A 23,687-nucleotide genomic window follows, 5' to 3' on the forward strand; every position below is an offset into this window, starting at 1 on the left:
GAAGAGGTCGGTAGCCCTTACACTGGATCAGGCCAGAACGCCCGAATCCCCGCCACACCCTGAGCCCCAGCACTCCAGGCTTTCTCGCGTTCCGCCGGCCCTACTCCACCGAGCAGAAACACCGGTTTACTGAAACCGTCAATCAACGCCTGTGCTCGCTCCCACCCCAACGGCTGCGCATCCGGGTGCGTCAACGTCGGCTGCACCGGCGACAGAGTGACGAAATCAACGCCCATCTGCTCGGCCAGCGCCAGCTCTTCAGCGTCATGACAGGACGCCGCGAGCCAGCGCTCAGCCGGCAACGGACGTCCTGCCGCTGCGTATTTACGCAGTTGGGCAGCGGTGATGTGCCATCCGGCAGACGGGAAATCGCCCAGCCATTCGAACGGCCCTTTGATCATCAACTGCGCCTTGCCGGCGCACAGGCCCACCGCGTCGACCGCCAGATCACGGTATTTCGGGTCGTAGCCGTTGGGTGCGCGCAGCTGGATCAATTTGATTCCGCCGGCAATCGCTTTCTGGATGCCGCGCAACAAGGCCGGGCCTTCCAGATCTTCGGGAGTGATCAAGTATTCGGCAGGCAAGCGCGCCGCCGCGACGATCGGCTGATTGGCCGCCGGGAACTCGTAGTTGATCAATTCCCTGGCAGTGACCCAGGCCAGTGGCTGGCCTTCAGCGCCGTGGGGTTCGCCACTGAACGCCGAGACTTCCCAGACATCCAGCAAGACCTGTTTGTCCGGGTAATCGTGGCGAACCTTGATCAGCGGCCGGGCAGCATCAACGACGATGCCCAGCTCTTCGTGCAGCTCGCGAGCCAGCGCCGATTCGACCGATTCGTCAGCCTCGACCTTGCCACCGGGAAATTCCCACAAGCCGCCTTGATGCTGGGTGTCGGCACGGCGGGCGATAAGGATTTTGCCGGCGCCGTCACGAATGACGGCAGCGGCGACGTGGACGCGTTTCACGGGTTCAATTCCTCCAGTCCAGCCTTTTGCCACGCTTTGAAGGCGGGCCATTGGTAGATGGTTTCAACATAGGCTTCGTCGACCGCCGGCAGCTTCACCTGATAGGTGCGCAAGCGCACGGCGATCGGCGCGAAAAAGGCATCGGCAAGGCTGACACGACCGAACAGGTACGGCCCCTCTTCCGTCGCTGCCGCGCGGCATTCGGCCCACAGTGCGAGCATGCGTTCGATATCGACCTTCACTTCTGGCGGCACAGGATTCAGCGGTGCGTCCTGGCTCAGGTTGAACGGCATGTGGTTACGCATGGCGAAGAAGCCGCTGTGCATTTGTGCGCAGGCCGAGCGGGCCTGCGCGCGGGCAAAGGTATCGCTCGGCCAGAGTTGCTCGGACGGAAACTGCTCAGCGAGGTACTCAGCAATGGCCAGCGAATCGGCGATGGTGCCACGGGTGGTTTGCAGCAGCGGCACCTTGCCGGTCGGCGAGTGCTTGAGCAGGCGCTCGCGGGTGTCGGGCTTGCCGAGCTTGATCAGCTCTTCGCTGTAGGGTGCGCCGGTCAGGTCCAGCGCCAGTGCCGCACGCAGGGACCAGGAGGAAAGCAGTTTGTCGCCGATGATCAGGTGCAGGGACATGGTGTGGCGCCTTTTCGTCAGGGAAACAATCCAGAATGTCTGGCGTCTGGTCGTCCGTCATCGCGGGCAAGCCCGCTCCCACAGGTTTTGGTGGTGTACACGGCATTTGTGAACGACCGCAATCACTGTGGGAGCGGGCTTGCCCGCGAAGAGGCCGGCAGCCCACTCCCACACCTTGAATCAAGTACGGTATTCAGCGTTGATCTTCACGTACTCATGCGACAGGTCGGTGGTCCAGATGGTTTCGCTGCAATCGCCGCGACCCAGTTCGATGCGAATGGTGATTTCTTCCTGCTGCATCACCGCCGAGCCCTGGGCTTCAGTGTAGGTCGCTGCGCGAGCGCCACGGCTGGCGATGCACACGTCACCGAGGAACACGTCGATCTTGCTCACGTCCAGATCCGGCACGCCGGCACGACCCACGGCAGCGAGGATACGGCCCCAGTTCGGGTCAGAGGCGAACAGCGCGGTCTTGATCAGCGGCGAGTGGGCCACGGTGTAACCGACGTCCAGGCATTCCTGATGATTGCCGCCGCCATTCACTTCAACGGTAACGAATTTGGTCGCGCCTTCGCCGTCACGCACGATGGCCTGGGCGACGTCCATGCACACTTCGAACACCGCTTGTTTCAGCTTGGCGAACAGCTCGCCTTCAGCGCGAGTGATCTCGGGCAGCGCGGCCTTGCCTGTAGCGATCAGCATGCAGCAGTCGTTGGTCGAGGTGTCGCCGTCGATGGTGATGCGGTTGAACGACTTGTTGGCGCCGTCGAGCATCAGGTTGTGCAGCACCTCGCGGGAGACTTTGGCGTCGGTGGCGATGTAACCCAGCATGGTCGCCATGTTCGGGCGAATCATGCCGGCGCCTTTGCTGATGCCGGTGACAGTGATGGTCACGCCGTCATGCTCGAACTGGCGGCTGGCGCCCTTGGGCAGGGTGTCGGTGGTCATGATCCCGGTGGCCGCGGCTTCCCAGTTGTTCTCCGACAGATCATCCAGCGCGGCTTGCAGTGCGCCTTCGATCTTCTCGACCGGCAGCGGCTCGCCGATCACGCCAGTGGAGTACGGCAGAATCTGGCTGGCATCGACGCCGGTCAGCTCGGCCAACTTAGCGGTGGTGCGCTCGGCAGCCGCCAAGCCAGGCTCGCCGGTACCGGCGTTGGCATTGCCGGTATTGGTCAGCAAGTAACGCACGGCATTGTGCACGCGCTTTTTCGCCAGGATCACTGGTGCGGCGCAGAACGCGTTCAGGGTGAACACGCCAGCCACGGTGGAACCTTCAGCACAGCGCATCACCACTACATCCTTGCGCCCCGGGCGCTTGATGCCGGCCGAGGCGATACCGAGTTCAAAACCGGCAACCGGGTGCAACGTTGGCAAAGGACCAAGACCAACAGCCATGAATGCGCTCCTTACTCAATGATGTCAGCACCGCCACGGGAAAGGACGGTGGGATAAATGGCAAAACGCCGCGACGGCAGGAGCCGGTCGCGGCGCGGGGTGTTCAGCGATTGAAACGGGTTTTACTGGATCTGCCCGTGGCAATGCTTGTATTTCTTGCCCGAACCGCAGTAGCACAGTTCGTTGCGGCCCAGCTTCTGCTCGTTGCGAACCGGGGCAGCGGCAGTGGCGAGAGCCACATCGACCTCTTCACCCAACGCTTCCGGCTGATCCAGGCCAGGCGCTTCGGCGTGTTCGAACTGCATGCGCGCCGCCAGTGCTTCGGCCTCCTGACGCAGACGTTGCTCTTCGGCTTCCGGATCTTCGCGACGAACCTGAACATGCGAGAGCACGCGGATCGAGTCGCGCTTGATCGAATCCAGCAGCTCGGAGAACAGTGTGAACGACTCGCGCTTGTATTCCTGCTTCGGGTTCTTCTGCGCATAGCCACGCAAGTGAATGCCGTGACGCAGGTGATCCATGGTCGACAGGTGATCTTTCCACAGGTCGTCGAGTACGCGCAGGACGATCTGCTTCTCGAACGAGCGCAGCGCCTCGGCACCGGCCTGATCTTCTTTCTCGTTGTAAGCCGCCATCAGCTCGGTCATGAGCTTCTCGCGCAGGGTTTCTTCGTACAGGTGATCGTCTTCGTCGAGCCATTGCTGGATCGGCAGTTTCACGCCGAAATCGCTTTCGATCGACGCTTCCAGACCGGCCACGTCCCACTGCTCTGGCAGCGATTGCGGCGGAATGTGCGCGCTGACGGTAGCGTTGAGCACGTCCTGACGGAAGTCGGCGATGGTCTCACCGATGTTGTCAGCGGCCAGCAACGTGTTACGCATGTGATAGATCACTTTACGCTGTTCGTTGTTGACGTCGTCGAACTCGAGCAGTTGCTTACGGATGTCGAAGTTGCGGCCTTCAACCTTGCGCTGCGCCTTCTCGATCGCGTTGGTCACCATACGGTGCTCGATCGCTTCGCCCGGCTGCATGCCCAGGGCTTTCATGAAGTTCTTCACGCGGTCGGAGGCGAAGATGCGCATCAGGCTGTCTTCCAGCGACAGGTAGAAGCGGCTCGAACCGGCATCGCCCTGACGGCCGGCACGGCCACGCAGCTGGTTGTCGATACGGCGCGATTCGTGACGCTCGGAAGCAATTACCTGCAAGCCGCCGGACTCCAGCACTTGCTGGTGACGCTTCTGCCAGTCGGCCTTGATCTGCGCGATCTGCTCAGGAGTCGGGTTCTCCAGCGAAGCGACTTCCACTTCCCAGTTGCCGCCCAACAGGATGTCGGTACCACGACCGGCCATGTTGGTGGCGATGGTCAGCGCACCCGGACGACCGGCCTGAGCGATGATCTCAGCTTCTTTTTCGTGGAACTTGGCGTTGAGAACCTTGTGTTCGATGCCTTCTTTGACGAGCAATTCGGACATGTGCTCGGACGTCTCGATGGTCGCGGTACCCACCAGCACCGGACGACCGGCGGCCATGCTTTCCTTGATGTCCGCGACGATCGCAGCGTATTTCTCTTCGGCGGTGAGGAACACCAGGTCGTTGTAGTCTTTACGCGCCAACGGTTTGTTCGGCGGAATGACCATGACTTCCAGACCATAGATCTGGTGGAATTCGAACGCTTCGGTGTCGGCGGTACCGGTCATGCCGGACAGCTTGGTGTACAAACGGAAGTAGTTCTGGAAAGTGGTCGAGGCGAGGGTCTGGCTCTCGGCCTGGATGTTCAGACCTTCCTTGGCTTCGATAGCCTGGTGCAGGCCTTCGGACAGACGACGACCCGGCATGGTACGACCGGTGTGTTCGTCGACCAGTACGACCTGACCGTCCTGCACGATGTATTCAATGTTGCGATTGAACAGCTTGTGCGCACGCAGACCGGCATAGACGTGGGTCAGCAGACCGAGATTATGCGCCGAGTACAGGCTTTCGCCTTCGGCCAGCAGGCCGACGCGGGTGAGCATTTCTTCGATGAACTGGTGACCGGCTTCGTTGAGTTCGACCTGACGGGTCTTTTCGTCAACGGTGTAGTGACCGGCCTTGGTGACCTGGCCTTCGACTTCCTCGACATGCAGTTCCAGCTGCGGGATCAGTTTGTTGATCTCCATGTACAGCTTGGAGCTGTCCTCGGCCTGACCGGAAATGATCAGCGGGGTACGCGCTTCGTCGATGAGGATGGAGTCGACTTCGTCGATCACGGCAAAATTGAGTTCGCGCTGGAATTTTTCATCCATGCTGAACGCCATGTTGTCGCGCAGGTAGTCGAAACCGAATTCGTTGTTGGTGCCGTAGGTGATGTCGGCAGCGTAGGCGGCACGCTTTTCTTCCGGCGGCTGGAACGGCGTCACGACGCCGACAGTCAGGCCGAGGAATTCATACAGCGGACGCATCCAGTTGGCGTCACGGCGGGCCAGGTAATCGTTCACGGTCACAACGTGCACGCCCTTGCCGGACAGTGCGTTGAGGTAAACACCCAGGGTGGCCACGAGGGTCTTGCCCTCACCGGTGCGCATTTCGGCAATCTTGCCTTCGTGCAGAGTCATGCCGCCGACGAGTTGCACGTCGAAGTGGCGCATGCCCATCACACGCTTGCCGGCCTCGCGGGCTACGGCGAAGGCTTCAGGCAACAGCTTGTCGAGGGTTTCCCCTTTGGCGATACGGGCCTTGAACTCGGCGGTCTTGGCGCGCAATTGATCGTCCGAAAGGGCCACCATTTGCTCTTCGAAGGCATTGACGAGCTGCACCGTCTTGAGCATGCGTTTGACTTCACGCTCGTTCTTGCTTCCAAAAAGTTTCTTTAACAAAGGCGCAAACATATCGGCAGGATCTTCCACACTAAAGGGATGGAGGGCGGCCCCGTGAGTCGCCCGTGCAGCCCTCATGGCCGCATGCGAACGAGCATTCTACCCGGAAACGGTGGTGAGGAAAGTGGCGATGTTCCACGATGCTGGCACTGCGCTTTGACGGGGCTCACTTAAAATAGGGGCGTTTTGCTCAACTTCAACCCGTCGAGGGAAAGAAGTCAGGCGTTGATTTAATGAGCAAATCAGGGACAAAAGCAATGGCCCAGAGGTTCCGCAGCTTTCTGCTACCATGGCGCCTCTGTTCCTTCAGGTGTTCGATCATGGCGTTTCGCCCTCTCACGGCCAGAGCACCCGCCGTTCTGTTACGTGAAGCCAAACCGCTGAAAGCCATCCTCGGCCATGCCCAGCGCCTGGAGCATTTGCAGCGCCTGCTCGAAAGCCAGCTGCAACCGGCCGCCCGCGAGCATTGCCGCGTGGCCAAGTGGCGCGAAGGCGAGCTGTCACTGGTGGTCACTGACGGCCATTGGGCGACGCGCCTGCGCTATCAGCAGAAACGCCTGCAACGGCAACTGCAACTGTTCGAAGAGTTCGCCAACCTGACGCGGATCAAATTCAGCGTACGCCCGCCGATCGTGCAGCATCGGGCGGTTGGGCACACCATGGATCTGTCGAGCAGTGCGGCAGAGACGATTCAGTCGACGGCCGACGGGATCAGCGATCCGGGATTGCGCGCGGCGCTGGAGCGGCTGGCGGCGCATGCCAAAAGCAAGACCTGACCGCGCACACCATTCCGTGTGGGAGCGAGCCTGCTCGCGAAGAGGCCGTGTCAGACGACATTGATGTTGAATGACACAGCGCTTTCGCGAACAGGCTCGCTCCCACAGTTTTGATCTTCGATTCGCCTGAGATCAGCGGCGCTTGCTGCCACCCAATAAAGAACCCATCAACCCCCGCACCAACTGCTTGCCGAGATTATTGGCCGCCTGGCGCATTGCCGACTTCAACGCCTGCCCTGCCGCCGTGCCGAGGAATTCGCCAGCGCGGTCAGCCAGGCTCGGCTCTTCGGCCGCAGCTTTGCCCGCTGGTGTTTCAGCCTCGGGCGCCAGCCCTTTGCGTCCCATCAGGATTTCATAGGCCGATTCGCGATCGATCGGCTTGTCATAACGGCCCTTGAACGGCGAGCCGGCGATCAGCACGGTGCGCTCGGTTTCAGTCAGCGGGCCGATCCGCGATTGCGGCGGCGCCACCAACACACGCTGGACCATTTCCGGCGTGCCCTTCTCGGTCAAGGTGCCCACCAACGCCTCGCCAATCCCCAGTTCAGTCAGTACCGACAGACTGTCGAACGCCGGATTCGGCCGAAAGCCATCCGCCACGGCGCGCAGAGATTTCTGCTCTTTGGCGGTGAACGCACGCAGACCGTGTTGAATGCGCAAGCCCAACTGCGCCAGCACGTCATCCGGCAAGTCCGCTGGCGACTGGGTGACGAAATACACGCCAACGCCTTTGGAACGAATCAAGCGCACCACTTGCTCAAGCCGTTCCTGCAGAGCTTTGGGCGTGTCGCCGAACAGTAAGTGCGCCTCGTCGAAAAACAGCGCCAGCAGCGGTTTGTCGGCGTCGCCGCGCTCGGGCAGTTGCTCGAACAACTCGGCCAGCAGCCACAGCAGGAACGTTGCGTAAACCTTCGGCGCCTCGTGCACCAGCCGACTGGCATCGAGCAGATGGATACGTCCACGGCCATCGGCGCCCGGTTGCAGAATGTCTTCGAGTTGCAGCGCCGGCTCGCCGAACAGGGCTTCGGCGCCCTGCTGTTCCAGCGTCGCCAACCGGCGCAGCAGCGCCTGGCTGGAACCGGTGGTCATCAGCGCGGCGTCTTCGCCGAGCAACTGTGGATTGTCCTTGAGGTGATTGAGCAGCGCTTTCAGATCCTTGAGATCCAGCAGCAACAGCCCTTCGCGATCCGCCACCTTGAAGGCCGCGTACAGCGCCGACTGCTGACTGTCGGTCAGCTCGAGCAGGCTGCCGATCAGTAGCGGACCCATTTCGCTCAGGGTGGTGCGCAGCGGATGACCGGATTCACCGTGGATGTCCCACAGCGTGACGGGATAAGCCTGCGGCGTGTGACCAAGCCAGGGCATGCCGGCGATGCGCTCGGCCACCTTGCCCTGCGGGTTGCCGGCAGCACCGAGGCCGCACAGGTCGCCCTTGATGTCGGCAGCGAACACTGCCACACCGGCGTCGCTGAAGGCTTCGGCCAGGCGCTGCAACGTCACGGTTTTACCGGTGCCGGTGGCGCCGGCGATCAGGCCGTGGCGGTTGGCCAGGCGCATGGCCTGAGCGATGGGTTGCGCGGCCGGATCAGCGCCGATAACGAGTTGCGAGGAGTCAGGCATTTTCTCACCCAATGGTTAATCTTTGATGACACATGGCCGATACATAAATTGGACAGACCCGCCAGAAAACCGGGTCGGACATTTCCCTAAGGAGAGCCGGAAATATCAATTTTTCAACCTTGCCCATAGTGCGCGTCTCTATCAAAGCACGCCCAGGACATTAAGACCTTAGCGGAACCCCAAGCCATGAACAAAAACCTGCGCTTCAGCCATAAGATTTTGCTTGCCGCCGCTCTCATCGTCATTGCCGCTTTTGCCTCGTTCACGTTGTACAACGACTGGCTGCAGCGCAATGCGATCCGCGATGATCTGAACAACTACCTCAATGAAATGGGCGAGGTCACCGCCGGCAACATCCAGACCTGGCTCAGCGGGCGCATTCTGCTGATCGAGAACGCCGCGCAAAACATCGCCATCAACCCGGAACCTGCCACGGTCGCCAGCCTGCTGGAACAGAAAAGCCTGACCTCGACGTTCATGGCCACCTACCTGGGCGATGCCACCGGGCATTTCACCATCCGCCCGGACGTGAAGATGCCGGACGGTTTCGATCCGCGCGTACGCCCTTGGTATAAAGGTGCCGAAAGCAGCAGCACCTCGACCCTGACCGAACCCTACATCGATGCGGCCACCGGCCAGTTGATCATTTCCATCGCCACCGCGTCGAAAAAGGCCGGGCAGAGCGTCGGCGTGGTCGGCGGCGACCTCAGCCTGCAATCGCTGATCGACACCCTCGCCGCGCGGGATTTCGACGGCATGGGCTATGCGTTTCTGATCAGCGCTGACGGCAAGATCCTCGTCCACCCGGACAAGGCCCTGGTAATGAAGTCGCTCAAAGAAGCCTACCCACAAGACACGCCGCGCATCAGCAGCGATTTCAGCGAAGTGACAGTTGATGGCAAAACCCGCATCGTCACCTTCGCTCCGATCAAAGGCCTGCCGTCGGTGAACTGGTACATCGGTCTGTCGATCGATAAAGACCAGGCCTACGCGATGCTCAGCGAATTCCGCACCTCAGCGGTGATCGCAACCATCATTGCCGTGGTAATCATCATTGCCCTGCTCGGCATGCTCATCCGCCTGCTGATCCAGCCGCTGCACGTGATGACCCGCGCCATGGAAGACATCGCCGACGGCGAAGGCGACCTGACCAAACGCCTGAACATCGTCAATAACGATGAATTCGGCATCCTCGGCACCGCATTCAACCGCTTCGTCGAGCGTATTCACGGTTCGATCCGCGAAGTGTCCTCGGCCACCGGCCAGGTCAACGAAGTCGCGCTGCGCGTGGTCGCTGCGTCGAATTCGTCGATGTACAACTCCGACCAGCAAGCCTCGCGCACCAGCAGCGTTGCTGCCGCGATCAATCAGCTCGGTGCCGCCGCCCAGGAAATCGCCCGCAACGCCGCGCAAGCGTCGAATCAGGCCAGCGATGCCAGGGGTCTGGCCGAAGATGGCCAGCAAGTGGTGGAGCGCAGCATCAAAGCGATGAACCAGCTGTCGAGCATGCTCAGTGCGTCGAGCACCAACATCGAGTCGCTGAACAGCAAGACCGTCAACATCGGCCAGATTCTCGAAGTGATCACCAGCATTTCCCAGCAGACCAACCTGTTGGCGCTGAACGCGGCGATCGAAGCGGCGCGCGCCGGTGAGGCCGGTCGTGGTTTTGCCGTGGTGGCCGACGAAGTGCGCAACCTCGCGCACCGCACTCAGGAATCGGCCCAACAGGTGCAGACCATGATCGAGGAGCTGCAAGTCGGCGCTCGAGAATCGGTGAGCACCATGAGCGACAGCCAGCGCCACAGCCAGGACAGCGTCGAGATCGCCAACCTCGCCGGCGAACGCCTGAACAGCGTGACCCTGCGCATTGGCGAGATTGACGGGATGAACCAGTCGGTGGCGACGGCGACCGAGGAACAAACCGCTGTGGTCGAGTCGATCAATGTCGATATCACCGAGATCAACACGCTGAACCAGGAAGGCGTGGAGAACCTGCAAGCGACGTTGCGCGCTTGTTCGGATCTGGAGCAGCAGGCTTCGCGTCTCAAGCAATTGGTGGGCAGCTTCAGGATTTAAGCTGCGGCGACTGGCCACTTCGCGAGCAGGCTCGCTCCTACAGGGAAAATGCATTCCATTGTGGGAGCGAGCCTGCTCGCGAATATCTACCTTCCAACAAAACCCGAGTGACACCCCACCGCGCAATCCCGACCGAACATCTATTCTGGATAAAGGTCAATCAAGGGAGAACAACACAGCGGAGGGTTGCTCACCGTGCATATCGCCGACATCACCATGTTCTACGCCCCGGCCAGCGGTGGCGTGCGGACTTATCTGGATGCCAAACACCGTCGCCTTGGCGAGCGCAACGCCATTCGCCACAGCCTGCTGATCCCCGGCGCGAGACTGGGTGAACATGACGGCATTTATACGGTTCCAGCGCCCGCCCTGCCCTTTGGCAAAGGCTATCGCTTCCCGCTGCGGCTGGCGCCATGGCGAAACGTCCTGCAGGATCTGCAGCCGGATCTGATCGAAGTCGGCGATCCCTACCTCACCGCATGGGCAGCGCTGGATGCGCGGCGGCAGCTGGACGTTCCGGTGATCGGCTTTTATCACTCGGATCTGCCGCTGCTGGCGGGCAATCGCATGGGCCATTGGGTCACACCGAATGTCGAGGCTTACGTGACTCGTCTGTACGGCAATTTCGACCGCGTTCTCGCGCCGAGCCAGGTCATGGCCGACAAGCTCATCGGGCTTGGTGTACGCAATGTCCATGTGCAACCGCTGGGCGTGGATCTGCACACCTTCCATCCCGACGCCCGCGACCCCGGGCTGCGGGCCGAGCTGGGCATTGCCGAAGACACGCGCCTGCTGATCTTTGCCGGGCGCGGTTCCAAGGAGAAAAACCTGCCGGTGCTGCTCAAGTGCATGCAGCGCCTTGGTCCGCGTTATCACTTGTTGTTGGTCGGCTCGTCGATGCCTGCGGCGGTGCCGGACAACGTCAGCGTCATCGACGAATTCTGCCCGGCGCCGAAAGTCGCGCGGCTGATGGCCAGCGCCGATGCGCTGCTGCATGCCGGCGACCAGGAAACCTTCGGCCTGGTCATCCTTGAGGCCATGGCCTGCGGCATTCCCGTGGTGGCGGTGGCGGCCGGGGCGTTTGAAGAGATCGTCGAAGATTCCTGCGGCCTGCTCTGCGCACCGAATAATCCGCAGGCCATGGCCAATGCCGTGCGCGAGCTGTTCAGTCGCGGCTGCGCCCGCCTCGGTCAACAGGCGCGCCAGCACGTCGAACGGCATTATGCCTGGGACACCGTGGTCGACAGCCTGCTCAGCCACTATCACGCCGTGCTCGGCCATACGCTGCCACGGGTGGCCAATGGTTGAAGAAATGAAAGCTGTTTGCCTGGTGTTGCATGATGTGGCGCCCTCGACGTGGGCGGATTACCAGCCCTTCGTCGAGGCTGTCGATGCCTTGGGTGATGTGCCGATGACGTGGCTGGTGGTGCCGGATTTCCATCGCCACGATGCCCTTGACGCCAACCCGGCGTTTCGCCGAGTGCTCGATGCCAGGGTCACCCGAGGCGATGAACTGGCGCTGCACGGCTACTACCACGACGATCAGGAACCCATGCCAAACACCCCGCGCGACTGGTTCATGCGCCGGGTCTACACCCACGAAGGCGAGTTTTACCGCCTGTCCCGCGAAGCTGCCCTTGCCCGCCTGCACGCAGGTCTGGACATGTTTCAGCGCTTCGACTGGCCGGTGCAGGGTTTCGTCGCCCCGGCCTGGCTGATGAGCGACGGCACCCGCCAGGCCTTGCGCGAATTACCGCTCAGTTACACCAGCGATCCGCAGCATCTTTATCGCTTGCCCGACTTCAGCGCCATAGATGCACCGGGGCTGGTGTGGAGTGCGCGCAGTGCCTGGCGTCGTGGCTTGTCGAAAATCGTCAGCGACCAGCGTGAACAGCGCTGGCGCGAGGCATCGGTGATTCGTCTGGGCCTGCATCCGGTGGACATGCGTCACCGCTTTTCTCGCGATTACTGGTTGCACACGCTGCAACGCCTGCTGGCGGAGGGACGCGTGCCGCTGACCAAGATCGACTGGCTGGCCCGACAGCGCGGTCAGCTGGAACGCGCAGCATGAAGCGCAGCCTGTTGTTGCTGATCGGCCTGCTGGCGGCGGTACTGATTCCGGTACTGCTCGGCGGCGGCGAGACCTGGTCGCGCCTGCGCAGTTTTCCGCTGAACTGGCTGTTGATCATGTTCGGCATGATTCTGCTCTGCTGGGGGATCAATACGCTGCGCTTGCGTTTGTTGCTCGCCGACCAGCGAGAAAAAGTCGCGCCCTTGAAAAGCCTCGGCGTGGTGATGGCGGCCGAGTTCGCGTACTGCGCCACGCCCGGCGGTAGTGGCGGACCGCTGACGATCATGGCATTGCTCGCCCGGTGCGGCGTGCGTCCGGCGCGGGGCAGCGCGGTGTTTGCCATGGATCAGCTCAGCGATCTGCTGTTCTTTCTCTGCGCACTCAGCGGGATTCTGATCTATGCGCTGTTCCAGCACCTGAGCGATCGCCTCGAGTGGCTGCTGACCGTCAGCGCCGTTTCGTTGTTTGGGGGGTTGTTCAGTTGCGTGTTGATCGCGCGTTATCACCGAGCGTTGATTCGCCTGAGCGGGCGGCTGTTGGCAGGAATGAACGTGACGGCACGCACTCGTCGACGCTGGGCGCGCAAGTTGCTGCACTTTCTCGCAGCGTTTACCGATACCTTGAAGTTGCCCTGGCAGACGCTGGTTCAGGTGTTCGCCCTGACCTGCGTGCACTGGCTGCTGCGCTACAGCGTGCTGTATCTGGCCCTGCGCGGGCTCGGCGCGGATTTGCAGTGGGCGTGGAGCTTTCTGGTGCAGATGCTCTCGCTGGGCGCCGGCCAGTTCAGTCTGTTACCCGGCGGTGCCGGTGCGGCAGAGCTGACCTCGGCTGCGCTGCTCGCGCCGATGGTGGGCAAATCCACCGCAGCGGCGGCGATCCTGATCTGGCGCGTGGTGACGTATTACTTCTATCTGCTGGTTGGCGGCCCGGTGTTCGTGTTGATGCTGGGCAAGCCGTTGCTGAAGAAGTTGATGAACGTCAGGCAGGCTTCTTAGGTTCGTCCTGCTCTTGCTGGAGCTGCTCCCAAAGCTCGGCGGCACCGGGGAATTCGGTGCCGTCGTCCGGGCTCATGTCATCCGGGTCGTAACGACTCAGGCAACCCTCGCCGAGAGTGGCGGGCGCTTTGGAAGTGGCTTTGTCCAGCGGATCGCTCATGACTTTTCCTCGGGCTCAAATGACAAGGGCCTGAGCGATTCAACGCCCAGGCCCCTGGTTTTTCAAGCGTGTCGTGCTCGATCAGAACACAACCGTCTTGTTGCCGTGCACCAGCACGCGGTCTTCCAGGTGATAACGCAGACCACGGGCCAGCACCATCTTCTCGACGTCACGGCCGAAACGCACCATGTCTTCGATGCTGTCGCTGTGGCTGACACGCACCACGTCCTGCTCGATGATCGGGCCGGCGTCCAGCTCTTCAGTGACATAGTGGCAGGTCGCGCCGATCAGCTTCACACCACGCAGCGACGCCTGATGATACGGCTTGGCGCCGACGAACGATGGCAGGAAGCTGTGGTGAATATTGATGACTTTGTGCGCGTATTCGCGGCACATGTCCGGCGGCAGGATCTGCATGTAGCGCGCCAGCACCACCACTTCGGCGTCGTGCTGTTTGACCAGCCTCGATACTTCGTCGAATGCTGGCTGCTTGTCCTGCGGATTGACCGGCACGTGGTAGTAAGGGATGCCGTGCCACTCGACCATGCTGCGCAGGTCGTCATGGTTGGAGATCACGCAGGCGATTTCGCAATCCAGTTCATCGCTGTGCCAGCGGTGCAGCAGGTCGGCCAGGCAGTGGGATTCGCGGCTGGCCATCAGCACCACGCGTTTTTTCTGCTCGGTGTCGGTGATGCGCCAGTCCATCGAGAACTCTTCGGCGATCGGCGCGAACTTCTCGCGCAACTCTTCAATACCGAACGGCAGGGAATCGGCACGGATTTCGTGACGCATGAAGAACCAGCCCACTTGATTGTCAGAGTGGTGGCTCGCTTCGGTGATCCAGCCATTATGAGAGGCCAGAAAATTACTGACTTTGGCAACGATGCCAACGCGGTCCGGGCAAGAGATCACCAGCCGAAAAGTGCGCATGAGGGGGAAACTCCAGAACTTCACAAAGGCCGCCATTCTAGCGACTGCGCAGGAAAACTGCAGTACGCATACGCGCCGGGTGGGACAAAGCATGGTCAAACGGCTTTCTGGCGCAGGTCTTACGTCAAGACAGTGACGCTTTAGCGGGGCTTTTGTCAGACAACTGTAAATATCTGTGCTGACTGCATCACATTATTTAACGGAACATTCAAAGCGCGGCTAATTCCTGTAACTCATTTAAATAAAAAGCCGATCTAAATGTTTACTTGATGAAACAGCCTGACTATTATTGCGGCACTGTCCCCTGTCATTCAGCATTCTACAAAAGGTAGTACTCATGTCCTTGATCAACGAATATCGCGCCACCGAAGAAGCCATCAAAGAGCTGCAAGCCCGTCTGAAGAACCTGTCCGAAGACGACAAACTGCAAGCCGAACTGGAATTCGAAGGCAAACTGCGCACGCTGATGGGTGAATACTCCAAGTCCCTGCGTGACATCATCGCGCTGCTGGATCCGGAAGCCAAATCCAAGGCTCCACGCGGCGGCGCAGTGAAAACTACCGGCACCAAGCGTGCACGCAAAGTTAAGCAATACAAAAACCCGCACAACGGTGAAGTCATCGAAACCAAAGGTGGCAACCACAAGACTCTGAAAGAGTGGAAAGCCAAGTGGGGCGGCGACGTGGTTGAAGGCTGGGCTACCCTGCTGGGCTAAGCCGCAACACCTTCGCAGAGCGATCCGCGAACAAAAGAACGCCAGCTAGCGCTGGCGTTTTTTTATGCCCGCAGATTAATTACGGGTATGTTCGATTTCACAGATTCAAACGTTTGCGTAATGCCTGTACATAATTCTGCCAGTCATTGAGTACCTCTCGCTGCATCGGTGACGCACTAAGCGACCATTGCTCTGCCGCCTCGATAAATGACTGCACGGTATTCGGCGCACCGGCCTCAGGTTGCGTCAGGCGTTGCTGACAAAATAATTTCCAGCGCTCTTGCTCGGCCACGTCCAGGGTGTCCGGAAAGTTGCGTGCTCGATATCGAAAAAGTAATTCAGGCAAACGTTCATCATCGAAAGGCCACTGCTCTTGCGCCAACTGCGCAGGATCCGCCGTTCGAACTTGTTCGCATAAACGACGATCTCGATCACCGATAAATCCATCGTACAACTGCTGCTCGGGATCTTCGTTGGGCGTGAAATCTTCGCTGGCATAAATCGCCGCGACTTTATCTTTCCAGACTTGTTGTGCGTCAGTTAGTCGCACTGCCCGCTCATGATAAAGCGCCATGTCCAGCCCAAGGCGCTGCTGGTCTTGTGCGCGCAATACCGCCAGCGGCGCTACAACCGGGCAGCGATTGATATGAATCAGTTTGAGCGGCACCGGCAACTCACCTTCGGCCAACTCATCGCGACGGGTATAAAGACGCTGACGCAAGGCTTGCGCATCGAGGTCCAGCAACCCCTGCGGATCAAGATGCAGATCACAGACGATCAAGGCGTTGCGATTTTTCGGGTGCCAGGCCAGCGGCAACACCACGCCGACATAACTGCGCGCCGCCGAGAAACGCCCGGACACATGCACCAGTGGCTGCAACAGGCGGATCTGATCCATCACCTTCTGTTTGCTGCGCAACTGGAACAGCCACTCGTAGAGCTTGGGTTGTTTCTCGCGAATCAGCCGCGCCAACGCGATGGTGGCGCGCACATCCGACAGCGCCTCGTGGGCATGGCCGTGATCGATATTGTTGGCCGCCGTGAGACGTTCGAGCTTGAGGGTCACGCGGCCTTCATCATCGGTCGGCCAGACCAGACCATCGGGGCGCAATGCGTAAGCGGCGCGCACCACATCAATCAGATCCCAGCGACTGTTGCCACCCTGCCATTCACGGGCATAGGGGTCGAAGAAATTGCGATACAGGCTGTAGCGGGTCATTTCGTCGTCGAAACGCAAGGTGTTGTAACCGGCGCCACAGGTCCCCGGAGCGGCCAGTTGCGCATGCACGCGGGTCATGAAATCGGCTTCGCTCAAGCCTTTTTCAGCGAGCTGGCCCGGGGTGATGCCGGTGATCGCGCACGCCGCCGGGTGCGGCAGGATGTCCTCGCTGGGCTGGCAATAGAGATTGACCGGCTCGTCGATTTCGTTGAGCGCGTGGTCAGTGCGAATCCCGGCCACCTGCAGCGGACGGTCGTTGCGCGGATTGATGCCAGTGGTTTCGTAGTCGTACCAGAAGATTGAAGTCACGGGCGAATCCTGAACAGAAGATCGGCGAAGTCTAGGCGTTTCAGGGTTGCCACGGCCAGCCTGGTCGCCCTCGAACAGCAATTTCTCCAGATTCCTACAACTGGAATGCATTGCCCTTGTGGGAGCGAGCCTGCTCGCGAAGGCTTTCCGTCAGGTGCACATAGGCTGACTGATCCACCACATTCGCGAGCAGGCTCGCTCCCACACCCGAGAGGCTGCTAGCATCAGGCGCACTTGCATCCCGAACAGGCGAACATCAGGTAGCCCATGCTCGAGCCCACAGCACCGCGAAGGAAAGCACCGCTGGATACCCGGCATCAGGTCGAAACGCCGGAAGGCATCGACCTGCCACTGCGCCCCGCCGGGTTGATGGTGCGCGCCGTGGCGTTTGCCATCGATCTAGGCATTCGCGGCTTGATCCTCGGCGTGCTGTTTATCGCGCTGGCATTTCTCGGCAAGCTCGGCATGGGCCTCGGTTCCTTGCTGCTGTTTGCCATCAGCTGGTGGTACATGGTGCTGTTCGAGGTGCTGCGTCAGGGCCGTTCGCCGGGCAAGCAATGGCTGGGTTTGCGCGTGGTGCACGATGACGGCACGCCGATCGGCTGGTCGGCCTCGCTATTGCGCAACCTGCTGCGCTTTGTCGATCTACTGCCCTTCGGCTATTTCCTCGGTGCGCTCAGTTGCCTGCAACACCCAACCTTCAAACGCCTCGGCGACATTGCCGCCGGCACCTTGGTGGTTTACAGCGAACGCCCGCTGAGCCGCCCGCAACTGCCTGACGCTGAACCTCGCCGCTGCCCCGTTCCACTGACCTTGAGTGAACAACGCGCGGTACTCGGTTTCGCCGAGCGTCAGGCCGAGCTCTCTCCCGCACGGATCAACGAGCTGGCGGCATTGCTGGCGCAGCCGCTGCACATCTCTGCGCCCAAAGCCGTGTCTGAACTCAACGGCATCGCGCGCGGCCTGTTGGGGCCGACCCCATGAAGCAGAGCCTGTTCGAAAGTCGCCACAAGGCCGAATGGGAGCGCTTCGCCGTGGCGCTCGAACGCCTCGAACAAGGCAAGGAGACGCCGCAAGTCAGCGATTTCCCCAAGGCCTATCGGCGTCTCTGCCAACATCTGGCTCTGGCCCAGGCGCGCGGCTACAGCAGTTTTCTGATCGATTCATTGCAACAACAAGTGCTGCGCGGCCATCAACAGCTCTATCGGCATCGCAGTCGGCTCGGGGCGCAAATCATCAGCTTTATCCTCGCCGACTTCCCGCGACTGGTGCGCGAACAATGGCGCTTCGTTGCGGCCGCCAGCCTGTTGTTTTTCGGCAGCCTGATCGGTTTTGGCGTGCTGGTTTATCTGTTCCCGGAACTGATCTACAACCTGATCCCGGCCGAACAGGTGCGCGAGATGCAAGGCATGTACGACCCCGTTGCCGGCCACCTCGGCCGCTCGGCGGAACGGGCGGCCAGCGAAGACTGGGTAATGTTCGGCTATTACGTGATGCACAACACGGGCATCGCCTTTCAGACATTCGCCAGCGGTTTGCTGATGGGTGTGGGCAGCGGTTTTTTCCTGCTTTACAACGGCATGATCATCGGCGCGGTGGCCGGGCATCTCAGCGAGATCGGTTTCGGCCAGACCTTCTGGTCGTTCGTGATCGGTCACGGTGCGTTCGAACTGACCGCCATAGCCCTCGCCGGCGCGGCGGGCCTGAAGCTGGGCTGGGCACTGATCGCCCCCGGACGTCTGACATGGGGCGAGGCGCTGCGTCTGGCCGCACGCAAAAGCGTGTTGCTGGTGTGTGGGGCGATGTTGTTCCTGTTGATCGCAGCATTCATCGAGGCTTATTGGTCGTCGAAAACCAGTGTCACGCCGCTGACCAAATACGCAGTCGGCGCCGCGCTATGGTTGGCCGTCGCGGTTTATCTGTCGTTGGCCGGAAGGATTCGTCATGCGCCTGAGTGACGCCAGCGTAGTGATCCGCCCGCGCACGACCTGGGAAGCCATGGACCTGGGCGTGTTGATGAGCCAGCAGCATCGCCGGTTGTTGATGACCAGTTGGGCGATCGTCACCCTGCCGCTGTTCGCCCTGCTCAGCCTGTTGCTGTGGGATTGGCCATCACTGGCGGTGTTCATTTTCTGGTGGCTGAAACCGGCCTACGAACGCCTGCCGCTGTACATCCTCTCCAAAGCGCTGTTCGGTGAAACGCCAACCCTCAGACAAGCCTTGCGCGAGTGGCCGCGCCTGCTCAAGCCGCAACTGCTGGCCAGTCTGACCTGGCGACGGCTGAGCCTGAGTCGCAGCTTTGTGCTGCCAGTGACCCAACTCGAAGGGCTCGACGGCGAGGCCAGACAACAACGTCTGCAGGTGCTGCTGCAACGCAACGGTGGCGCCGCGCAATGGCTGACGATTATCGGCGTGCATCTGGAAACCGCACTGTGGATCGGCTTGATGCTGCTGTTCTACATGCTCTTGCCGCAGCAGATCGAGACCGACTGGGACTGGCAGTCGCTGCTGCTCGCCGCCGATCAGGACTGGCGCTGGCTGGAGCACCTGACCAACGTTTTTTATGCGCTGATCCTGGTGGCCTGGGGACCGGTGTATGTCGCCTGCGGCTTCAGCCTGTACCTGAACCGTCGCACGCAACTGGAAGCCTGGGACATCGAGCTGGTTTTCCGCCGTTTGCGCCAGCGTTTGAACAGCAGCGTGCTCGGTGTGTTGCTGGCGGCGTGTCTGCTGCTGCCGAACCTGCAACCGGTATGGGCCAGCGATACGCCGGATGCTCCACGGTTGCTCAATCAGCCGCTGACCAGTCAGGCATCGCGCGACAGCATCCAGTCGCTGCTCGAACAACCGCCGTTCAAGAACAAGGAAAGCGTCACCCGCTATCGCTTCGGAGACGACCCGGCAAGCCCGGCCAAGGACGCGCAACCGGGTGAGGCTCCGCAGTGGCTGAAAACCCTTCTCGGTTGGCTCGACGGTCGACACCTTGATGCCTTGGCGAACGTGATTGAAGTGCTGTTGTGGGGCGCGCTGATTGCCGCGCTGGGCTGGCTGGTCTGGCGTTATCGCGAATTTCTCCGGGCCTTCGTCAGTCGTCGCCCGAACCTGCCCTCGCGCAGCAAACCACCGGCGCCGCCACACGTCTTCGGGCTGGATCTGAACCGTGAAACCCTTCCCGATGACATCGCCGCCAGTGCCGAACAATTGTGGCTGAGCGAACCTCGCGCCGCGCTGGGCCTGCTCTATCGCGGCCTGCTCAGCCATCTGCTGCATGATTTCAACCTGACGCTCAAAGCCGCCGACACCGAGAGCCAGATCCTCAACCGCATCGAGCAATTGCAACGCCCGGACCTGCTCGCCTACAGCCGCAACCTCACTGTTCACTGGCAGAACATGGCCTACGGGCACCGACTTCCAGCCGCGCACCTGCAAGCAGAGCTGTGTAACGGCTGGCGTGAATTGTTCAGCAAAGGGTCCGGGCATTGAACCGGCGCATTGGCGGGTCGTTGGCTGCGCTGGCGTTTTTGCTGCTTGGCGGCTTGAGTCTGTTCCTCTACCTCAAAGCCCGTCCTTATCAGGAAGTCATCGATCACGGCCCCTCGCCTGCCGCGCAAGCCAATCCTTATCTGGCGGCGGAAATGTTCCTGCGCGAGCGCGGCCTCGCGGTCAGCCACGCCGAGACCTTGACGGTGCTGCCGCAGATTGATCCGCACAGCCACACCTTGTTGCTGTTCGGCGAGCGCGCCCGGATGACGCCGCGTGAAGTCGATCAGGTGCTGAACTGGACTCGCGCCGGAGGACGTCTGGTGTTCGTCGCCGAATCGTTGTGGGATGCGCAAACCGGGCAAAGTAATGATCTGCTGCTCGATAAGGTGCAACTGCACCAATCGCTGAGCAAGGAATTGAAAGATCCTCCCGAGGACGGGGAAAAGGACCGCTTCCCGAAACTGACCAAACTGTATCTGGAAGATGAAGACGCGCCGGCCTACGCCGGTTTCGACACCGACTTCCACCTCGACGACCCGAACAATGTCGCGCAAGCCTGGGCCAACAGCGCCAAAGCCACGCACATGATGCAACGGGTGTACGGCCTCGGCACGATCACCGTGGTCACCGATGCCGAGCTGTGGAAAACCCCGGCTATCGGCAAATACGACAACGCCTGGCTGCTCTGGTATCTGAGCGCCGACACCGACGTCACGCTGGTTTACAACACTGCACACGATGGTCTGTGGACGTTGCTCTGGCGCTACTTTGCGCAGGCCATCGTCGCCCTGCTCGCCTTGATCGGCCTGTGGTTGTGGCAGGCCGGCGTGCGTCACGGCCCGGTGCAAATGCCGGCGCCAGCGGGTCGCCGCCAACTGCTGGAGCATCTGCGTGCCAGTGCCGATTTCCTCCTGCGCCACAACGGCCAGCAGGCGCTGCTCCAAGCCTTGCAACAAGACATCCTGCGCCGCGCGCGCCGCCGCCATCCCGGTTTCGATCAATTGAATGTCGCCGAACAATGGCTGGCGTTATCGCGTCTGACCCGGCAACCCACCCGCGCCATCAGCCAGGCCCTGAGCCCACGACCGAAGCAGCGTTTGTCCAGCGCCGAATTCAGCCGTCAGGTCGCTCATCTGCAAACCTTGAGGAACGCGTTATGACTGAACAGATCGAGCCCGGCAGCGCGACGCACGCCGCCCAGCAGCGCCAGCGTGCCAGCCAGTTGGCGCAAGCGGTGCGCAACGAATTGAACAAGGCGCTGATTGGCCAGGATGCGGTGGTCGACGCTGTCCTGACCGCGCTGATTGCCGGCGGCCACGTGCTGCTTGAAGGCGTGCCCGGCCTGGGCAAGACCTTGCTGGTGCGGGCACTGGCGCGATGCTTCGGCGGCGAGTTCGCGCGCATCCAGTTCACCCCTGATCTGATGCCCAGCGACGTCACCGGTCACGCCGTGTATGACTTGCAGACCGAGCAGTTCAAGTTGCGCAAAGGCCCGCTGTTCACCAACCTGCTGCTGGCCGACGAGATCAACCGCGCGCCGGCGAAAACCCAGGCAGCGCTGCTCGAAGCCATGCAGGAGCGCCAGGTGACGCTCGAAGGTCGCGCCCTGCCCATCGCGCAACCGTTCATGGTGCTGGCGACGCAGAATCCGATCGAACAGGAAGGCACCTATCCACTGCCGGAAGCCGAGCTTGACCGTTTCATGCTCAAGGTGCGCATGGATTACCCCGACGCCGATCAGGAGCTGAACATGGTCCGTCAGGTCTGTCGTTCGACCCGCGCCGACATGCTCGATGTGCAACCGCTGCGCACGGTGTTGCAAGCCAAGGATGTTCAAGCCTTGCAGCGCATCGCCAGTGACTTGCCGCTGGACGATCAGGTCCTCGATTACGCCGTGCGCCTGGCGCGCAGCACGCGCACCTGGCCGGGGCTGACTCTCGGCGCCGGGCCACGCGCCTCGATTGCATTGGTTCGCTGTGCCCGTGCCCGGGCGTTGTTGCGCGGCGGCGAGTTTGTAATCCCGGATGACATCAAAGGCTGCGCGCTGGCGGTGTTGCGTCATCGCGTGCGCATCGCGCCGGAGCTGGATATCGAAGGCCTGCAGGTCGATCAGGTGCTCACGCAATTGCTCGATCAAGTGCCGGCGCCGCGCCTGTGAAACCGTCTCGGCTGCTGCTGATCTGGCTGGCCCTGCTGGTGGTTGTCAGTATCGTGCTCGGCGCGTTGCAGGCGTTGCAGATCGACCTCCCGTCCAGCCTGATTTCGATCAACTGGGGTTTGCTCCTGGCGCTGCTGGCCTTGGCAGTTATTGACGCGCTGCGCCTCAGAAGCCTGCCCTCGCCGCGCATCAAGCGACAGATGCCCGGCAGCCTGGCATTGGGGCGCTGGGCGGAGGTGAAGCTGGAGGTGGCCCATGAATTTGCCGAGCCACTGGCCATTGGACTCTTCGACCACGTTCCCGACGGCCTGGCGTTTGAACATCTGCCGATGCTTGTCGAGCTTCAACCCGGCCATGTCAGCCAGATCAGCTACCGTCTGCGTCCTCTCGAACGCGGGCATTTCAGCTTCGAACAGTGCGAAGTCAACCTGCCCAGCCCTTTGGGATTATGGTCCGGCAAACGCCTGCTCAGCGTCCGCGACGAGACCCGCGTCTTCCCGGACTTCGCCCGGCTTTACGGCGGCGAGTTGCGCGCCGTCGACAACTGGCTCAGCCAGCTCGGCGTGCGCCAGCGACAACGTCGCGGTCAGGGTCAGGAATTCCATAAGTTGCGCGAATTTCGCGAGGGCGACAGCCTGCGCCAGATCGACTGGAAAGCCACCGCCCGCCAGCGCACACCGATTGCCCGCGAGTACGAAGACGAAAGAGATCAGCAGATCATTTTCATGCTCGACTGCGGCCGGCAGATGCGCAGCCAGGACGGTGAGCTGTCGCACTTCGATCACGCGCTCAATGCCTGCCTGTTACTCAGTTATGTGGCGTTGCGCCAAGGGGATGCGGTGGGCATGAGTACCTTTGCCGGTGATAAGCCGCGCCATGTCGCGCCGGTTAAAGGCAGCGGCCAACTGAATGTCCTGCTCAACGCTGTTTATGACCTCGAGAGCACTCAGCGCCCCGCCGATTATCAGGCTGCCGCCAACCAGCTATTGGCCCGCCAAAAGCGCCGGGCGCTGGTAGTGCTGGTAACCAATTTGCGCGATGAAGACGAGCAACTGCTGGCCGCAGTCAAACGCCTGAGCGCACAACATCGGGTGCTGGTGGCGAGCCTGCGTGAACAGGCGTTGGATACATTGCGCCAGACCACGGTGCAAACGTTGCCCGAGGCACTCGCCTACTGCGGCACCATCGATTTTCTCAATGCCCGCTCGCAACTCCATGAGCGGCTGACTGCTCATGGCGTTGCAGTGATGGATGTTCGGCCCGCCGAGTTGGGGGCCGGACTGGTGACAAATTACATGAGCTGGAAAAAGACCGCTGCGATCTGACAGCTT

General features: G+C 61.1%; 20 protein-coding genes. 12 read left to right on the plus strand and 8 right to left on the minus strand.

Annotated features, from left to right (window positions below; translation table 11 throughout):
- Positions 1 to 17: 17 nt before the first annotated feature.
- The 4 genes from J2Y39_RS12910 to secA all read right to left on the minus strand — a co-directional run bounded on the left by J2Y39_RS12910 (position 18) and on the right by secA (position 5,856).
- Positions 18 to 965: a Nudix family hydrolase gene (locus J2Y39_RS12910; RefSeq protein WP_310218008.1), complete on the minus strand. Its 948-nt coding sequence runs from the start codon at positions 963 to 965 to the stop codon at positions 18 to 20.
- Positions 962 to 1,594, minus strand: a complete 633-nt coding sequence (locus J2Y39_RS12915) for a glutathione S-transferase family protein (protein ID WP_024014096.1) — start codon at positions 1,592 to 1,594, stop codon at positions 962 to 964. Before J2Y39_RS12915 ends, J2Y39_RS12910 begins: the two co-directional genes overlap by 4 nt.
- Before the next feature lie 180 nt (positions 1,595 to 1,774).
- A complete protein-coding gene (gene argJ, locus J2Y39_RS12920) occupies positions 1,775 to 2,992 on the minus strand; it encodes a bifunctional glutamate N-acetyltransferase/amino-acid acetyltransferase ArgJ (RefSeq protein WP_041479803.1) in 1,218 nt (405 codons plus the stop codon).
- 122 nt (positions 2,993 to 3,114) lie between these two features.
- Positions 3,115 to 5,856, minus strand: coding sequence for a preprotein translocase subunit SecA (gene secA / locus J2Y39_RS12925; RefSeq protein ID WP_038861039.1), 2,742 nt, complete (start codon positions 5,854 to 5,856; stop codon positions 3,115 to 3,117).
- A 308-nt stretch (positions 5,857 to 6,164) separates the two neighbouring features.
- Here secA and J2Y39_RS12930 point away from each other — a divergent pair, with 308 nt between their 5' ends.
- Positions 6,165 to 6,620 (plus strand): DUF721 domain-containing protein, encoded by a 456-nt coding sequence (locus J2Y39_RS12930; RefSeq protein ID WP_041479804.1) that lies wholly within the window; start codon positions 6,165 to 6,167, stop codon positions 6,618 to 6,620.
- A 132-nt stretch (positions 6,621 to 6,752) separates the two neighbouring features.
- On the opposite strand, the gene J2Y39_RS12935 is transcribed toward J2Y39_RS12930, so the two are convergent.
- On the minus strand, positions 6,753 to 8,240 hold the full coding sequence (locus J2Y39_RS12935; RefSeq protein WP_041480025.1) for a helicase HerA-like domain-containing protein: 1,488 nt from the start codon (positions 8,238 to 8,240) through the stop codon (positions 6,753 to 6,755).
- Between the two features lie 186 nt (positions 8,241 to 8,426).
- Here J2Y39_RS12935 and J2Y39_RS12940 point away from each other — a divergent pair, with 186 nt between their 5' ends.
- The 4 genes from J2Y39_RS12940 to J2Y39_RS12955 all read left to right on the plus strand — a co-directional run bounded on the left by J2Y39_RS12940 (position 8,427) and on the right by J2Y39_RS12955 (position 13,382).
- A complete protein-coding gene (locus tag J2Y39_RS12940) occupies positions 8,427 to 10,316 on the plus strand; it encodes a methyl-accepting chemotaxis protein (protein ID WP_095181463.1) in 1,890 nt (629 codons plus the stop codon).
- Between the two features lie 216 nt (positions 10,317 to 10,532).
- The gene (locus J2Y39_RS12945; RefSeq protein ID WP_310218416.1) at positions 10,533 to 11,624 is read left to right on the plus strand and encodes a glycosyltransferase family 1 protein; all 1,092 of its coding nucleotides are present in this window, start codon (positions 10,533 to 10,535) and stop codon (positions 11,622 to 11,624) included.
- Complete coding sequence (locus tag J2Y39_RS12950) at positions 11,617 to 12,387, plus strand: DUF2334 domain-containing protein (RefSeq protein ID WP_056787874.1); 771 nt, start codon at positions 11,617 to 11,619, stop codon at positions 12,385 to 12,387. The genes J2Y39_RS12945 and J2Y39_RS12950 overlap by 8 nt, the downstream gene beginning before the upstream one ends.
- Positions 12,384 to 13,382, plus strand: coding sequence for a lysylphosphatidylglycerol synthase transmembrane domain-containing protein (locus tag J2Y39_RS12955; protein ID WP_310218017.1), 999 nt, complete (start codon positions 12,384 to 12,386; stop codon positions 13,380 to 13,382). The genes J2Y39_RS12950 and J2Y39_RS12955 overlap by 4 nt, the downstream gene beginning before the upstream one ends.
- On the opposite strand, the gene J2Y39_RS12960 is transcribed toward J2Y39_RS12955, so the two are convergent.
- The gene (locus tag J2Y39_RS12960; RefSeq protein ID WP_016773478.1) at positions 13,366 to 13,542 is read right to left on the minus strand and encodes a hypothetical protein; all 177 of its coding nucleotides are present in this window, start codon (positions 13,540 to 13,542) and stop codon (positions 13,366 to 13,368) included. The genes J2Y39_RS12955 and J2Y39_RS12960 overlap by 17 nt on opposite strands.
- A gap of 81 nt (positions 13,543 to 13,623) precedes the next feature.
- Positions 13,624 to 14,472, minus strand: a complete 849-nt coding sequence (purU, locus tag J2Y39_RS12965; RefSeq protein ID WP_041479808.1) for a formyltetrahydrofolate deformylase — start codon at positions 14,470 to 14,472, stop codon at positions 13,624 to 13,626.
- A 337-nt stretch (positions 14,473 to 14,809) separates the two neighbouring features.
- Here purU and mvaT point away from each other — a divergent pair, with 337 nt between their 5' ends.
- Positions 14,810 to 15,187 (plus strand): histone-like nucleoid-structuring protein MvaT, encoded by a 378-nt coding sequence (gene mvaT, locus J2Y39_RS12970; protein ID WP_016773476.1) that lies wholly within the window; start codon positions 14,810 to 14,812, stop codon positions 15,185 to 15,187.
- Between the two features lie 97 nt (positions 15,188 to 15,284).
- Here mvaT and sbcB read toward each other — a convergent pair whose 3' ends face one another.
- Positions 15,285 to 16,715: an exodeoxyribonuclease I gene (sbcB, locus tag J2Y39_RS12975; RefSeq protein WP_150637447.1), complete on the minus strand. Its 1,431-nt coding sequence runs from the start codon at positions 16,713 to 16,715 to the stop codon at positions 15,285 to 15,287.
- Between the two features lie 267 nt (positions 16,716 to 16,982).
- Between sbcB and J2Y39_RS12980 the strand changes: the two genes are divergently transcribed.
- The 6 genes from J2Y39_RS12980 to J2Y39_RS13005 are packed head-to-tail and all read left to right on the plus strand — an operon-like array spanning position 16,983 to position 23,681.
- Positions 16,983 to 17,699: an RDD family protein gene (locus J2Y39_RS12980; protein ID WP_150741936.1), complete on the plus strand. Its 717-nt coding sequence runs from the start codon at positions 16,983 to 16,985 to the stop codon at positions 17,697 to 17,699.
- Positions 17,696 to 18,673, plus strand: coding sequence for a stage II sporulation protein M (locus J2Y39_RS12985; RefSeq protein WP_310218025.1), 978 nt, complete (start codon positions 17,696 to 17,698; stop codon positions 18,671 to 18,673). Before J2Y39_RS12980 ends, J2Y39_RS12985 begins: the two co-directional genes overlap by 4 nt.
- Positions 18,660 to 20,198, plus strand: coding sequence for a DUF4129 domain-containing protein (locus J2Y39_RS12990; RefSeq protein ID WP_310218028.1), 1,539 nt, complete (start codon positions 18,660 to 18,662; stop codon positions 20,196 to 20,198). Before J2Y39_RS12985 ends, J2Y39_RS12990 begins: the two co-directional genes overlap by 14 nt.
- A complete protein-coding gene (locus tag J2Y39_RS12995) occupies positions 20,195 to 21,358 on the plus strand; it encodes a DUF4350 domain-containing protein (RefSeq protein WP_310218031.1) in 1,164 nt (387 codons plus the stop codon). The genes J2Y39_RS12990 and J2Y39_RS12995 overlap by 4 nt, the downstream gene beginning before the upstream one ends.
- Positions 21,355 to 22,356 (plus strand): MoxR family ATPase, encoded by a 1,002-nt coding sequence (locus J2Y39_RS13000; RefSeq protein WP_041479813.1) that lies wholly within the window; start codon positions 21,355 to 21,357, stop codon positions 22,354 to 22,356. The genes J2Y39_RS12995 and J2Y39_RS13000 overlap by 4 nt, the downstream gene beginning before the upstream one ends.
- A complete protein-coding gene (locus tag J2Y39_RS13005) occupies positions 22,353 to 23,681 on the plus strand; it encodes a DUF58 domain-containing protein (RefSeq protein WP_310218034.1) in 1,329 nt (442 codons plus the stop codon). Before J2Y39_RS13000 ends, J2Y39_RS13005 begins: the two co-directional genes overlap by 4 nt.
- Positions 23,682 to 23,687 lie beyond the last annotated feature (6 nt).

The sequence above is a fragment of the Pseudomonas sp. 2957 genome (assembly GCF_031456345.1).
Taxonomy (GTDB): domain Bacteria; phylum Pseudomonadota; class Gammaproteobacteria; order Pseudomonadales; family Pseudomonadaceae; genus Aquipseudomonas; species Aquipseudomonas siliginis.

Excerpts from the sequence above, each read along its gene's own strand:
- J2Y39_RS12915 (WP_024014096.1), bottom strand. The coding sequence starts at position 1,594 with ATGTCCCTGCACCTGATCATCGGCGACAAACTGCTTTCCTCCTGGTCC.
- argJ (WP_041479803.1), bottom strand. The coding sequence starts at position 2,992 with ATGGCTGTTGGTCTTGGTCCTTTGCCAACGTTGCACCCGGTTGCCGGT.
- secA (WP_038861039.1), bottom strand. The coding sequence starts at position 5,856 with ATGTTTGCGCCTTTGTTAAAGAAACTTTTTGGAAGCAAGAACGAGCGT.
- J2Y39_RS12930 (WP_041479804.1), top strand. The coding sequence starts at position 6,165 with ATGGCGTTTCGCCCTCTCACGGCCAGAGCACCCGCCGTTCTGTTACGT.
- J2Y39_RS12935 (WP_041480025.1), bottom strand. The coding sequence starts at position 8,240 with ATGCCTGACTCCTCGCAACTCGTTATCGGCGCTGATCCGGCCGCGCAA.
- J2Y39_RS12940 (WP_095181463.1), top strand. The coding sequence starts at position 8,427 with ATGAACAAAAACCTGCGCTTCAGCCATAAGATTTTGCTTGCCGCCGCT.
- J2Y39_RS12945 (WP_310218416.1), top strand. The coding sequence starts at position 10,533 with ATGTTCTACGCCCCGGCCAGCGGTGGCGTGCGGACTTATCTGGATGCC.
- J2Y39_RS12950 (WP_056787874.1), top strand. The coding sequence starts at position 11,617 with ATGGTTGAAGAAATGAAAGCTGTTTGCCTGGTGTTGCATGATGTGGCG.
- J2Y39_RS12955 (WP_310218017.1), top strand. The coding sequence starts at position 12,384 with ATGAAGCGCAGCCTGTTGTTGCTGATCGGCCTGCTGGCGGCGGTACTG.
- J2Y39_RS12960 (WP_016773478.1), bottom strand. The coding sequence starts at position 13,542 with ATGAGCGATCCGCTGGACAAAGCCACTTCCAAAGCGCCCGCCACTCTC.
- purU (WP_041479808.1), bottom strand. The coding sequence starts at position 14,472 with ATGCGCACTTTTCGGCTGGTGATCTCTTGCCCGGACCGCGTTGGCATC.
- mvaT (WP_016773476.1), top strand. The coding sequence starts at position 14,810 with ATGTCCTTGATCAACGAATATCGCGCCACCGAAGAAGCCATCAAAGAG.
- J2Y39_RS12980 (WP_150741936.1), top strand. The coding sequence starts at position 16,983 with ATGCTCGAGCCCACAGCACCGCGAAGGAAAGCACCGCTGGATACCCGG.
- J2Y39_RS12985 (WP_310218025.1), top strand. The coding sequence starts at position 17,696 with ATGAAGCAGAGCCTGTTCGAAAGTCGCCACAAGGCCGAATGGGAGCGC.
- J2Y39_RS12990 (WP_310218028.1), top strand. The coding sequence starts at position 18,660 with ATGCGCCTGAGTGACGCCAGCGTAGTGATCCGCCCGCGCACGACCTGG.
- J2Y39_RS13000 (WP_041479813.1), top strand. The coding sequence starts at position 21,355 with ATGACTGAACAGATCGAGCCCGGCAGCGCGACGCACGCCGCCCAGCAG.